Source organism: Sphingobacterium sp. BIGb0165 (genome assembly GCF_024810095.1).
Lineage (GTDB): Bacteria > Bacteroidota > Bacteroidia > Sphingobacteriales > Sphingobacteriaceae > Sphingobacterium > Sphingobacterium detergens.
Genome location: NZ_JANUEB010000002.1, coordinates 657,455 through 671,182, shown reverse-complemented (window position 1 = coordinate 671,182; position 13,728 = coordinate 657,455). Strand labels below are relative to the sequence as shown.

7 protein-coding genes are annotated in these 13,728 nt (G+C 38.9%); 1 reads left to right on the top strand and 6 read right to left on the bottom strand.

Annotated elements, in window-relative coordinates; all coding sequences use genetic code 11:
* Positions 1–36: 36 nt before the first annotated feature.
* The 6 genes from M2408_RS06465 to M2408_RS06440 form a co-directional block, all read right to left on the bottom strand.
* Positions 37–1,788, bottom strand: a complete 1,752-nt coding sequence (locus M2408_RS06465) for a TonB-dependent receptor (protein ID WP_259180300.1) — start codon at positions 1,786–1,788, stop codon at positions 37–39.
* Between the two features lie 6 nt (positions 1,789–1,794).
* Entirely contained in the window at positions 1,795–4,833 is a 3,039-nt protein-coding gene (locus M2408_RS06460) for a tetratricopeptide repeat protein (protein WP_259180299.1), read from the bottom strand.
* Positions 4,834–5,225: 392 nt separating this feature from the next.
* A complete protein-coding gene (locus M2408_RS06455; protein WP_120260066.1) occupies positions 5,226–6,164 on the bottom strand; it encodes an aspartate carbamoyltransferase catalytic subunit in 939 nt (312 codons plus the stop codon).
* Positions 6,165–6,262: 98 nt separating this feature from the next.
* On the bottom strand, positions 6,263–6,826 hold the full coding sequence (pyrR, locus tag M2408_RS06450; RefSeq protein WP_120260067.1) for a bifunctional pyr operon transcriptional regulator/uracil phosphoribosyltransferase PyrR: 564 nt from the start codon (positions 6,824–6,826) through the stop codon (positions 6,263–6,265).
* A gap of 277 nt (positions 6,827–7,103) precedes the next feature.
* On the bottom strand, positions 7,104–8,495 hold the full coding sequence (locus M2408_RS06445) for an APC family permease (protein WP_244211761.1): 1,392 nt from the start codon (positions 8,493–8,495) through the stop codon (positions 7,104–7,106).
* Between the two features lie 137 nt (positions 8,496–8,632).
* Positions 8,633–11,647, bottom strand: coding sequence for a DUF2723 domain-containing protein (locus tag M2408_RS06440; RefSeq protein ID WP_259180298.1), 3,015 nt, complete (start codon positions 11,645–11,647; stop codon positions 8,633–8,635).
* Positions 11,648–12,447: 800 nt separating this feature from the next.
* Between M2408_RS06440 and M2408_RS06435 the strand changes: the two genes are divergently transcribed.
* On the top strand, positions 12,448–13,404 hold the full coding sequence (locus M2408_RS06435) for a ribose-phosphate pyrophosphokinase (RefSeq protein WP_104383969.1): 957 nt from the start codon (positions 12,448–12,450) through the stop codon (positions 13,402–13,404).
* The last annotated feature ends 324 nt before the right edge of the window (positions 13,405–13,728 follow it).

The window sequence follows — 13,728 nt, the reverse complement described above, 5'->3', positions numbered from 1 at the left end:
CTATGATTTAAAATGCAAATTTATAATCTTAATTCGTTAAAACGAATAATTAAGACCACCAATTACATTGAATCCCAATCTTGGGTAGTACATGTAACGCTGATATTCCTTCCCAAAGATATTATTTGCTTTCACGAAAACACCAAATTGTTTTTTAATTCGGTATTCAGCACCAGCATTTAAATCCGCAAAGGAAGCAATAGTAACCTTATGACCACTATCTGCTACGCGGCTACCATCGGTATTATAATTGTAGACATACGCATAAGTATTACCTTGGCTAGAAAGCTCTGCATCGACAAAGAATTTATCCGAGATATTGAAACGCGCATTGGCTTGCAACCTAAATTTAGGTAAGCCCCATGCCTCTTCTTCATCACTCAGATTATAGTCATCAATAAATACTTTACCACCTAGATTAACCAATTGTGATAAGCGTACATTAATCTCCCCTTCCAATCCCATATGCTTAGCTTTATTGATCTGACCATCATAGACCACATCAAAAGCCCAAGGAATATAACCATCCTGGCCATTGCCAAATGCACTATTTTTGAACAAAGGCAGTCCTTCGATCTGCTTATAAAAAACCTTTACTTTATAACCAAATGTCGCACCAGCATTCCCTTTTAGACCACCATATACATTCAATTTTTCGATGGAGTTGGCAATTCTAACGTTTGGTGCCAAATAAGGGTTTTCCTTCGCAAAGTTGCGGAATGAAGCTTGTCTCACATTACCGTTAACACCGGCAAATAAAGAGATATATTCTGGAGCTAAAGAAAAATCGGCTTCCACTGATGGGAAAACATTGAAACGGGACTCGTCACCAAATTCCGAAGTCAGGTTGGCACCCAAAGTTACGTTATAGTTGTCTCCTTTAAATCGAATGTATGGATTGATCAAAAACAAATTATTTTTCACATTCGCTGTGTCATTTTCGTTTTTGACATCGTTCATGGTCACACTCACATTAGCTCCAACATTGAAAGCACTCATGCGTTTATTCAAATATCCCGATAGGGCAAAGGAATTTTCCTTCGCTTTATAAGCATCCTTGAATAGGTAACCATCTACTTTAGCGGAGTAGCTCACAGATTGCTCATTCTTCGGATCAACATTACTTGCTAGCTCACCATTTAAATAAATATCAGTAAATGTTTGTTTGTCTGGTGATGTATTCAATAATGTTGTCCCTGGTTGGTCGAAAGTTTGACCGTAGAAATTAGTACCATATCGATTGTAACCGATTGTACCTTTTACGGTCACGGCATCCAATACACGACGTCCAAAAATACCAATGTCCTGCGTGCTAAATTTCTGACCATCGATATTCCCTTTTTGGCTTAAGTGCTTCGCAAATAATCCAAAACGTGTATTTTCAAACTGCTCGGAAGCTAAATACGCTTCGCCTAAAATGGTATTATAGTTACCCACACCAAATTTGACATAGTTACTGCTGTGTTCAAAAGGTTGTGCAAATGGAATCTCCTGCACATTCAATTGTTTCAGACCTGTATTGATATCTAATTTTTTATCAATAATATTACCATAGTTTAATTTTGGTTGATATTCCCGTTTGTTGGTCATATCAGGACTACGACGGATTTTTACAGCATCTGCAAGAATCGGTTTGTAATCACGAACAACATCAAAAGAATCAATAGTGACCGGTTTTTCAGGATCGTTCTTCTTGCCTGTTTCTTGTGCAAAAGAATTCAATCCCACGCCCATCAAAAGCGCTGCTAAGGTATATTTCTTCACATTTCTATTTTGCAACTTCTTCATTGTATCCTATTTCTTTTTGTTGTTCAATTTATTTAGACGCTCTTTTGCAGCAGGCAAAATATCATCTTTCGCATCGTAATTATCCACAATTGATTCAAGTGTTGCTTTCGCCTGGAATGCATCGCCTTTACCAGCATAAGCATCTGCCATTGTGATAAAGCTTTTTGCCACCCAATATTCATAAGAAGAGAAATTGTCAGACAAATCCATTGCCGTTTTGATACAGGCATCGTATTGTTTGTTCTCTAATTGAATGACAGCAACATTGTATTTCGCTTCAGCACCAAATACGGTACGGCTCTTCAAAGCGGCTAAGCTAAACTCTTTCATAGCCTCCGTTTTTTTGTTCTGCTTGACATAACATTTACCAGCATATAAAAACGCATTCGCGATCTCTTCCTCAGAAGACTTTTCGTAATTCTTAACAGCGTTGGTATAATTTAAAGCTTCCTTATAATCTCCAATTTGGTAATAGGAAACCATCAGGTTGTTAATTGCAAAACCATAATTAGACTTATATTCAGAAGTCAGCTCAAGTTTTTTCAACAACTGAGTTGCCTCATTATATTTCTTTTGTTTCAAATATAAATTTGATACCGAAATCAATGTACGTTCAGTATAAGGAGAAGTCCAGTCATTCAGGATAATATTGTAATCGTGTAAGGCATCTTCTGTATTTCCCAATGCTGCATTACTTTCTGCACGCACAAAACGTGCATATTTTTCTTGGTTTGGTTTCGGAAACTTATCGAAATACGCATTTACAGCTTCTACAGCGCCTTGGTAATTTCCACGGGAGAATAAAGTTGTTGCTGTCGAGAACGAACGTGAATCTTGCTCAGACTTCGAAACGTCACCCAAATTTGTTCCTGTTGCATATTTGATATATCCAGTCGCATCCCCTTTATCCAGATAGATATTCTCGATCGAGCGCATGGCCTGTCTTGCTTCGTCTGTAGATGCATATTGGTCAACAACACGTTGGAATGTTGCTAGCGCAGCATCATTATTATCCTGGTTATATTGAACCAAACCAATTGTTACCAAAGCACGTGGCACATAACTGCTTCGTGGGTATTTTTCCACCATCGATTGAAGTCCAGAAATTGCCTGATCGCTCTCACCCATTAAGAAACGAGTATAAGGAATTTCAAAAGCAATATCATCCGCATAATTCGAGTTCGGGAATTGTGCTATGACAGCATTCAATGTTGAGATCTTACCATTATTATCTCCCTGTAATCCTTGGATAACACCACGTTGGAACAAGGCATAATCTTGACTTGGTGCTTTTGAAGAAATAAGCTTATTATATTCCGTCAAGGCTCTACCATAGTTTTTTGAAGAGAAATAAGAGTCACCCAAACGCGCGATCGCATCATTACGGGTATTGACCTCTAAACCTTTTGAACCACCTGAGGCCAAGAAACGTTCAAAATAATTCGCTGCTGTATTGTAGTTTCCATTACGGAAAGCGGCATAGGCTAAAGCATAATTTGCGTAACCGTATACATCTGTTTTATTTGCACCTGGCAAACGTAAGAACTTATTGAAATTCGTTACTGCTTCACCATATTTACGCACCTCATACATCGCTTCAGCTTTCCAATAGGTGGACAAGGCGTAGATTTCTTCATCATAACGGTGTTGTTCAGAACGCATGAACAAAGAAATTGCATTTTCAAAAGCACGCTCGTTATAAAACTCCAAACCTCTGTAATACGTTACTTTTTGGTAAGCAGCATTTGCTTCTTTACCGCGTTTTGGAATAGACTCCAAAATATCGACCGCCTCACGGTAATTTTTCGTACTTAACAAGACTTCTGCCAATAAGGTTTTTGCTTCCTCTTGGCGTTTCGCTTTTGGATAAGTTTTTAGATATTCCTGTGTAGAAGCCAGAGCAACTTGGTGGAACTCCAATTCGTAAGAAAGCTTTGCGTAGTTGAACAAACCCTCTTCTTTCATGGCTGGATCAAAGTCCAGTTTTGATGCTCTAAAGAAGGCATTACGTGCAGACTGTTTGTTCCCTTTTTTCAAGAAGCTATCCCCCAAGGTAATCATAGCCGATTGGTAATAAGCATCAGGCTCTGTCATTTTTTCCAGCTCCGTAATCGCCTTATCGTAATCCTTTAATTTATAAGCGATATAACCGATCTGATAACTATCTTGGTTATTCTGAGTCTTGCCTTGATCTTGTGCCTGGAATTTATCGTAATAATCTTTTGATGTTTTTAGGTCACCTTTAATAAAGTAGGTTGCGGCGATAATACGAAACATCTCAGTCTCATTTTCCTGCTTGGTGCGCGATAAGATCGGCAATGCATAGTCCAATACATCATCGTAGCGTTTATCTAAGAAATATAGCGCCGTAATGTAGTAAGGATAACTGTTTTCAAATTCTTTGGACCCATTCAAACGCTCAAATTCATTTAAAGCAGTTTTGTATTCTGCATCTAAATAACATAAATACGCATAGTAGTAGATTGATGCTTCCTGAAATTCAGTTTTCTGATCTTTCAATCCCTCAAATAATGGTTTTGCTGTCTTATAATCTTTTGTCATAAAAGAAGCATAACCTAATTTAAAGCGATATTCTACATTCTCTTTACCAGCAAGGTTTTTACTATCGATCTTTGTAAACCACTCAATCGCTTTCACATAATCTTTTTTGGCATAATATGATTTACCGATCTGAAAATAAGCAGCTTTAGAATTGGCGCTAACAGGGAAATCTTGAATATATTTTAGGAAACGATTTTCGGCATTTGACTCCCCCAATTCCAGGGCACAAACAGCTTGGTAATACCGTACATTTTCCTTTAATAAAGATAGCTCCTCCGTCTCATCCAATTGTAGATTGGATTTCGTCCGTAAGGCCTCAACACGATCAAATTGCGCTGACGCAGAACCAAATTTCCCGCGTTCATACAATTCCATTCCTGTCTTGTAAGCCTTGTTGATTTGTTGCCATTCTGTCTGTTGCGCTAATGCTGGCGTCGCCATAACGGTTAGTGCAACTCCCACCTGGTAAATCTTCTTATACATAATATGTGAAACCTTAATATGTTATTTATCTGCAAATGTAAATGAATCTCCTTTCAAACCCTGATAAATTTGCCCTGAAATATAAATTTATCGCCTCCTCCGCCGCCATTTAAAGGTTTAAGATCAGTCAAAATTTATTAAAAATCAGTTCAAATCTCTGCAATCCTGGGAGATAGTTTTATTCATTTTACTAAATTATACTTTAATTGAGCTATTTTACACAAAAGTTATTAACATCTGTGAATAATCCAGTATTATAACGGAAATTTTGCACAAAAAATATGCCCGACCAAAAATAAAGTCAGGCATAATATTGTTGATTGAAGAATCATTCGATTTGGTTATCCCGCATCGATGACTCTGCCTTATCGGCTCCGCTATTGAAACACCAATTAACCGCGTTGTCCTGCCAATAGGTACAATACTGCCATGCGGACAGCAACTCCATTTTCAACCTGATCTAAGATAATGGAATGCTCACTATCGGCTACATCCGAAGTGATTTCAACCCCACGGTTGATTGGTCCGGGGTGCATAATTGTAATGGGCTTTTCCAAAGAATCCAAAATTTCCTTATTTAAGCCATATAGCATGGAATATTCTCTTAGGGAGGGAAAATAAGCAATATCTTGTCGTTCCAATTGGATACGTAGCATATTTGCAACATCGCACCAATTCAATGCTTTTCTCAAATCGTGCTCAACTTTTACACCTAAAGAAGTGATATGCTTTGGAATAAGGGTCGTCGGTCCACAGACCATAACTTCTGCACCCTGCTTTTGAAGGCACAGAATATTAGATAGCGCAACTCTTGAATGCGTAATATCACCGATAATAGCAACTTTACGTCCAGCAACATCACCAAAACGCTCGCGGATGGAAAAAGAGTCCAACAAAGCTTGCGTAGGGTGCTCATGTGCTCCATCGCCGGCATTCACAATTTGAGCATCGACATGTTTACTTAAAAACACACCAGCCCCAGCATAAGGATGTCGCATCACGATCATATCAACCTTCATGGCGAGGATATTATTGACTGTATCGATCAATGTCTCGCCTTTACTCACAGATGAAGATGAAGCTGCGAAATTAACGATATCTGCAGATAGTCTTTTTTCAGCAAGTTCAAAAGAAAGCCGCGTACGTGTTGAATTTTCAAAAAACACATTGGCAATGGTGATATCGCGTAAAGAAGGCACCTTTTTGATTGGTCTATTTAATACTTCTTTGAAATTACTCGCGGTATCCAGAATCAATTGGATATCTTTCTCATTTAGATCTTTGATTCCCAATAAATGGCGAGTACTTAATTGTTCTACTGCAGATGACATTTTATAGTATATTCAAGTATTTACTAATCATTTTTTAATCGAACGGTTCGTTCCCAAAGGCCAATTAGAAGCTTCAGCTATTCTTACTGAACTAGCTCCTAATCATTACCCGAAGTTTTTTTCTCCGTAACCAAGATAATGCTATCCTGATCGTCAGATTCCTTCCAATTCACAATCACTTTCTGTGAATCTATAGAATCAACTTGTATTCCAATATAATCGGGTTGAATCGGAATCTGTCTAGAGAATCGACGATCCACCAAAACAAGCAGTTCAATTCTTCTTGCCCTTCCAAATGCCTGTACAGCATCCATCGCCGCCCGAATGGTACGTCCTGTCCACAAGACATCATCAATAAAAATGACATCTTTACCTTCTACAATAAAATTGATATTTGTGCTATTTGCTAACAACGGACCAGCATTACCTTTTGTACGGAAATCATCGCGGTAAAATGTAATATCCAGATCACCGACCAAGATCGGTTTTTCGATCATGCGTTCAAGTTCTTTGACAATACGTTTAGCTAAGAAAGTTCCTCTTGGTTGAATACCTATGACGACAGCATTTGAAAAATCACCGTGATTCTCAATCAATTGACGGCATAGTCTTTGAATGGTGATTTGAAATTTTGGTCCGTCTAATAAAATCGACTGTTTCATTATGGGAATATTTGAGCAAAGCTACACTTTTTTTGACAAAAAACATGGCTTATACGCCAATTAATTTCAATATTTCAATTCTCCACAGGAGAATTAATAAGCACTAGAGCAACATGCCATTAGCGCGATTGAGCTACTCTACAGACATCGCTTCCAGAACAATCCAGCCTCTTTCCGCCCTTGACTTATTTGTTCGTTTTCTTTAACTACCCTATGGAGAAAAAGAACGTCCTCTCAGTCGTCACTAGCATATAGCCTCTATTAACAGCCCCCTCTTTTAATCATTCTTTTTATTGCCTCGTGCAAAATAATACACAGGTAATCCAATCAATACCAATATAAAACCTGGCCAGGTATACTGTGGTTTATAGATAATGAGTAGTACACAAAATACGGTACCAATCAGGAGATAGATAATTGGTGTAAAGGGAAATAAAAAGGTCTTATACGAACGTTCTATTTCAGGCTTTCGGACACGTTGAATAATAACTCCCAATACCGTAATCATATAGAATATCACAATAACGAAAGAGATCATATCCAACAAATTACCATATTGACCACTTAAACAAAGTAAGGAAGCCCATATACCCTGCAACCATAGCGATCGAGCGGGCACGTCAAATTTGTTATTGGGAATAGCCTGTTTCAGGAATAGGCCATCTTTGGCCATCGTCTGAAAAACCCGCGCTCCTGACAGCGCAAGACCATTGACACAACCAAACGTTGATATCATCACCAAGATGGCCATTGCAATCGTACCAGTATGCCCCAGCATCTTTTCAGCTGCTGCAATAGCCACGCGATCATTCGTCGCAAAAGCGATCTCTTCGCGGCTCAATGCAGAAAGATAAATGTAATTACAACAGATATACAAAATCATAACAAGACTGGTTCCGATGACAAGCGCACGAACCACATTGCGCTGCGGATTCACAATCTCGCCAGACACAAAAGTCACGTTCTCCCAGGCAACACTACTAAATACAGAACCGACCATGGCTGCGGCCAACGCCCCCATTAAAGCACCACCGGAAATCCCCATCCAGCCCTCACCTTTCAAATTTTGAAAAGCATCCCAGCTATAAGCCATATTTTCCGAAAAATGATTCTCCTTAATGAGAAACAAGCCTCCTATGATCAATAAAACCAATGCAATAATCTTTGCTGATGTAAAGAAAGACTGTACCGACTTACCACTTTTTATTCCACGGGTATTGATATACGTCAACAAGAGAATCACGCCCATAGCCAACACTTGTATCCAGGTAATCTTAAACTCTCCACGTTGAAATATTGGTGCAGCATCATTCAATTGGGGGATTAAGTAAGCCGTAAACTTCCCAAAGGCAACGGCAACCGCTGCGATCGTGCCAGTCTGTATAACAGTAAATAAACTCCAACCATATAAAAAACCTATCGGTTTCCCGAAAACTTCCGTGAGATATGTATACTGTCCACCTGCTTTGGGATACATCGAAGAGAGCTCACCATAGCAAATCGCGGCCGCCACCGTAGCAACCGCCGTCAACAACCATACGATTGCCAACCAGTATCCTGAGCCCAGTTGCCGCATCATATCACTCGACACAATAAAGATCCCACTTCCGATCATCGAGCCCATGACCAGCATAATCGCATCCCACAATTTCAGTTGACGTTTCATCATAATATCAGGTTGGTTTTATGCCGTTAAGCTAAGAAAAAATAATCAAAAAAAGAGCTGTCCTTTTTATATGCTTTTCAAAATTAAATTTTGAGCAACATACAAAAAGGACAGCTCCTTATAAAATAGGGCTTGAACGATTATTCTACACCATATTGTTGTTTATACGATTTCTCCAGCTCCGTCACTTGTTGTAGCAGCTGCTTCTCCGAAGTCGATGCCAGAATGCTCTTATATGCACCCAAAGCACGTAGTGCTGTTCCGATATTTGAATATTCCAGTTCCGCTTTCGTTTGTGCAATATCCTGATACCAGCGCATATTTTGTGTCATAAATTTCAGATTGCGATTGACAATCTCATTTGCACGTTTATTTTCACCGGTTTCATACAGGACGTTAATGATTGGAATATAGCCCAAAATATCACGCATCAAGTACACACGTTTTGGCATTTTCTCATATGTCTCAACAGCTATTTTACGCGCTTCATCTTTATGGCCTTCCATCATTAACTGTGTTGCCGTTCCACCCATCACTGTATTGGTGATCATGGTGATCATTCGATAGGATTCAGGGTCTAAATAAGAGGCATTCGCCATGTTACCCCATTGATATTTCGTGGTAATATCTTTAAATGCAGATTGAGTATCCACCAAGGTTCCCTCTGCTCCTGCAGGAGTTGCAATAGGCATCAAACGTAAGGCAAAACCTTCTTGTACCAAATATTTATCCAATCCAAGATAGTTGTCATTTGGAACAGTCGCAGCAAAATAAATTGGGCGTTTCCAGTTATTGTTCAACAAAACGTTTAGGATTGACAATTCCGCTCTGGACACATAATTTCTGTTGTAAGTCCAGCTCATCGTGTCCACAATAGATTCCTGCCATGCTTTTGGAACCACATTATTTTGCAACACAGCTTCTTTGTTTATTGGAAGGCTAAAGTTTTTGGTTGGTAAAAAGTTTTCAAATTTACCACCACGCAATTCCAGTTTATTTTTTTGGTCATCAGACAATAAAATCTGCATCACCAAATCAAGATCTACGTGACCTGGTACTTTCATATCTTGATAATACAGGACCTCACGAACACCTTTTTTGAACTTTTCGTTATCAATATTGATCGGCAAACCATCTGCCTGATTTACTTTTTGTTTCATCTGACGCATATACCAATCAGAACTCAACAAACTCAGGTTCACCACCCGTACATCTGGACGATAATTTTCAACCTCTTGTACATACCACAACGGATAGGTGTCGTTATCACCATAGGTAAACAAGATCGCATTTGGCGCACAGGAAGCTAGGTAGTTTTTCGCTAAATCACGCGCTGTTGTTTTCTCCGAACGATCATGATCATCCCAGTTTTGAAAACCTAATAACACTGGAGCACCTAATAAACAGGCGCCAGTGGCTATACCTGCGGCCATCTTACCATCAACCTTTTTGCCTAAATAATCCGCAATAGCGAATACCCCCAAACCGATCCATATCGCAAAGGCGTAGAATGAGCCCGCATAGGCATAGTCACGTTCACGTGGTTGAAGTGGACTTTGATTCAAGTACAATACAATCGCTAGACCGGTAAAGAAAAATAATAAGCCCACGATTCCGGCATCACGTTGTCTTTTACCAAAATGCCAGAATGCACCGATTAAACCGATGATCAAAGGCAAGAAATAATATTTATTATTAGAAGGATCAGTTTTCAATGAATCTGGAATAGTGTTCTGTCCGCCCACATGCATCTGGTCAACAGGTTTAGCCCCCGAGATCCAGTTCCCCTCCGTGAAGGATCCCTGTCCTTGTTGGTCATTTTGACGACCGGCAAAGTTCCAAAGAAAATAACGACCGTACATGTGTCCGATCTGATAGCTAAAGAAGAACTTTAAGTTATCCCCAAATGTCGGAGACTGGCCTTCTGGGATCTTTAGATAATCACGATAATAATCAATATGACCTTGGTCTCTTGAACTATAAACACGAGGGAAGAACATCGTCTTATCATATTTATAATCCATACCGTTCTCTACTTTCGTGTATTTATCCTTGTCTTTTCTATAGGTATAAGTCGGTGTAGCATCCACTACCTGTCCATCAAATGTAGGTCCGTTTAAAAGCGGTTCACTCGCATATTGTTCACGGCCCAAATAACTCACGAAAGAAAAAGCATTATCCGGATCACTATTATTTAAGGTAGGATTTGCTTTGGCACGTACCATGATCATTGCAAAGGAACTATAACCGAAGACAATAAATGCTGTACTGATCAAGATCAGGTTCAACATCGGTTTTACTTTTTTGATCGAGTACCAAACAGCATAAACAAAAAGAGCAATTACCAATATAAAAAACAGATTAAATCCGGATCCGAAACCCATGCCTAGACTATTCACAAAGAATAGGTCAAAATATGCGGCAGCTTTAACCGTATATTGGATGATACCCCATAAAATTAGGGCCAGCACAACCACACCGATCAAGAATGCTTTGGTTGCTCCCGAAGAAGTTACTGTTTTAGAGCGTTTAAAATAGATTACCAAGGCTATAGCAGGGATCACAAGTAAGTTCAATAAGTGAACCCCAATTGATAGTCCCATCACATAGGCTATAAAGATCAACCAGCGGTCAGAACCAGCCTCATCTGCATGGTTTTCCCATTTTAATATCCCCCAAAATACAACAGCTGTACAAAGCGAAGACATCGCATACACCTCAGATTCAACTGCGGAAAACCAAAATGTATCCGTGAATGCATAAGCCAATGCGCCGACAGCACCTGAACCAAATATTTTGATCAAGTCAGCTGAAGAATAGGACTCGCCAACTCCTTTTGCAACGACCTTCTTTGCTAACGCTGTGATCGTCCAGAACAAAAACAAAATAGTCAGACCACTACATACAGCAGACCCCACATTCATCCAAAAAGCGATCCGTGTTACATCACCTCCAGCAAGATTCGAGAAGATGTTTTGAATCATTAAGAATAAAGGTGCCCCTGGCTGGTGCACAATTTGAAGTTTAAAGGCTGAGGCGATAAACTCACCACAGTCCCACCAACTCGTCGATCGTTCGGCAGTCATGACATATGCTACTGTTGCAATGAGCGCACATATCCATCCTAAAAGATTGTTGATTTTAGTATAGTTCATAAAATGATAACTGTAAAAAGTATTATAATACGGCTCGAAAATAAGGATAAGTTAATAAGAAATGAACTTTATTCTGATTTTTTAACACATATTGATTGAAAAAATTTCATTATGCGATGCAATATTGGCTGTAAAGAAAGCCTGGCAATAGGTATCCATGAGCTTGGTCAGACCAATACCTGTACAAAAAAGCCGCAAGCATGTGGTAAATTTTAGGGCAAAACAAAAATTATTTATTTGAAAATCAAGCCCAATGCACTTTACAGTACATTTTTATTTGCAGAAATAAGAATAGTCCGTATATTTGCATCATCAAATGTGAACGACATCATCACGATAACGAACACTTTGAATTGTTTGTCCGATAGTATAAGGGTAGTACAACAGTTTTTGGTTCTGTTTGTCTTGGTTCGAATCCAGGTCGGACAACAAACAATAGAAAAGGCTTGCAATCGCAAGCCTTTTCTGCGTTATATGCAAGGCTTATTTTTTATAAAAGGTTTATATTTTTTTTAATTTGAATTTTGATTTTTAAAACAAATCTCTATCTTTGCGTCGTCAAAAAGAAAAAAACGGAAACGTTGATTTCTGAAAGACATTGTCCGATAGTATAAGGGTAGTACAACAGTTTTTGGTTCTGTTTGTCTTGGTTCGAATCCAGGTCGGACAACTTTTAAAGTTAAGAGTATATGGATTGTGCAAACAATCCATTTTTTTTAATGTTTAACTTTAAAAAATATTAGGGAATAAAAATATTGAATAAACGACAATACAATAACCCAACATAAATATACAAAACCATGCCTTTGCAATTCAACACGGTTAAATTATTTGCAGGTTCTGGCACTACAGAACTAGCCGAAAAAATCGCACAATCTTACGGGAAACCTCTAGGAGACAAAACATTATCGCGTTTTAGCGACGGTGAGATTCAACCATTCTACAATGAATCTGTTCGTGGAGCCGATGTATTTATCATCCAATCTACCAACCAACCTACCGACAATCTTTTTGAATTGTTGTTGATGACTGATGCTGCAAAGAGAGCCTCAGCGCACTACATCACTGCAGTTGTCCCTTATTTCGGTTTCGCAAGACAAGATCGAAAAGACAAACCAAGAGTTGCTATTGGCGCCAAAATGATTGCCAATCTTTTGACTGCAGCCGGAATTCACCGTATCATGACGATGGATTTACACGCTGCACAGATCCAAGGATTTTTCGATATCCCTGTTGATCACCTAGATGGCTCCATTATTTTTGTTCCTTACATCAAATCCTTAAAACTTCCAAACTTGACAATTGCTTCACCTGACATGGGTGGGTCGTACAGAGCGCGTACTTTTGCTAAATTCTTCAATGCAGAAGTTATCATCTGTGACAAACGTCGTAAACGTGCAAATGAAATCGAGTCGATGTCTATCATTGGGGATGTAACGGGTCAAGATGTTGTATTGATCGACGATATCTGCGATACTGCAGGTACACTTTCGAAAGCCGCTGCTTTGATCATGGAGAATGGTGCAAGATCTGTAAGAGCAGTTTGTACACACGCGGTGTTATCGGGCAAAGCCTATGAAACAATTGAAAATTCGGTATTGTCAGAAATGATTGTGACAGACACCATTCAATTGGATCCTGAAAAAGCAAAACAATCAACAAAAATCAAAGTGTTGTCTACAGCTGATTTGTTCGCAAAAGCAATCACTAGCGTCAACCAACATACATCTATCTCAGATTTATTTGACGTTGAATAGTCTTTTTTAGTATAGCGTATTGAGATATTAGTATTTAGACTCTTGTATGGTAAGCCTTCGGCTGAAATACTGGAGTCTTTTTAGTATTAAGTATTGAGATATGAGTATTTAGATCCTGGTATGGTAAGCCGAAGGCTAGACAGTTTGTTTTTTATTCTTGTCCCACACAATGACCCCTCAAAACAAGCATCTAAGGACAACCAAGGTTACAATTCAACAGCCCCTCCTCAAGTCAGCGACTTACAAAATAGCATCAGGGATCTTAGTCCCTCAATATCAGCAGCTATTTTTTTGATAATACCAAAAATTAAACTATCTTTGCAC

Bases quoted from the DNA above. Each gene is read 5' to 3' on its own strand.
- M2408_RS06465 (WP_259180300.1), bottom strand. From the start codon at position 1,788: ATGAAGAAGTTGCAAAATAGAAATGTGAAGAAATATACCTTAGCAGCG.
- M2408_RS06460 (WP_259180299.1), bottom strand. From the start codon at position 4,833: ATGTATAAGAAGATTTACCAGGTGGGAGTTGCACTAACCGTTATGGCG.
- M2408_RS06455 (WP_120260066.1), bottom strand. From the start codon at position 6,164: ATGTCATCTGCAGTAGAACAATTAAGTACTCGCCATTTATTGGGAATC.
- pyrR (WP_120260067.1), bottom strand. From the start codon at position 6,826: ATGAAACAGTCGATTTTATTAGACGGACCAAAATTTCAAATCACCATT.
- M2408_RS06445 (WP_244211761.1), bottom strand. From the start codon at position 8,495: ATGATGAAACGTCAACTGAAATTGTGGGATGCGATTATGCTGGTCATG.
- M2408_RS06440 (WP_259180298.1), bottom strand. From the start codon at position 11,647: ATGAACTATACTAAAATCAACAATCTTTTAGGATGGATATGTGCGCTC.
- M2408_RS06435 (WP_104383969.1), top strand. From the start codon at position 12,448: ATGCCTTTGCAATTCAACACGGTTAAATTATTTGCAGGTTCTGGCACT.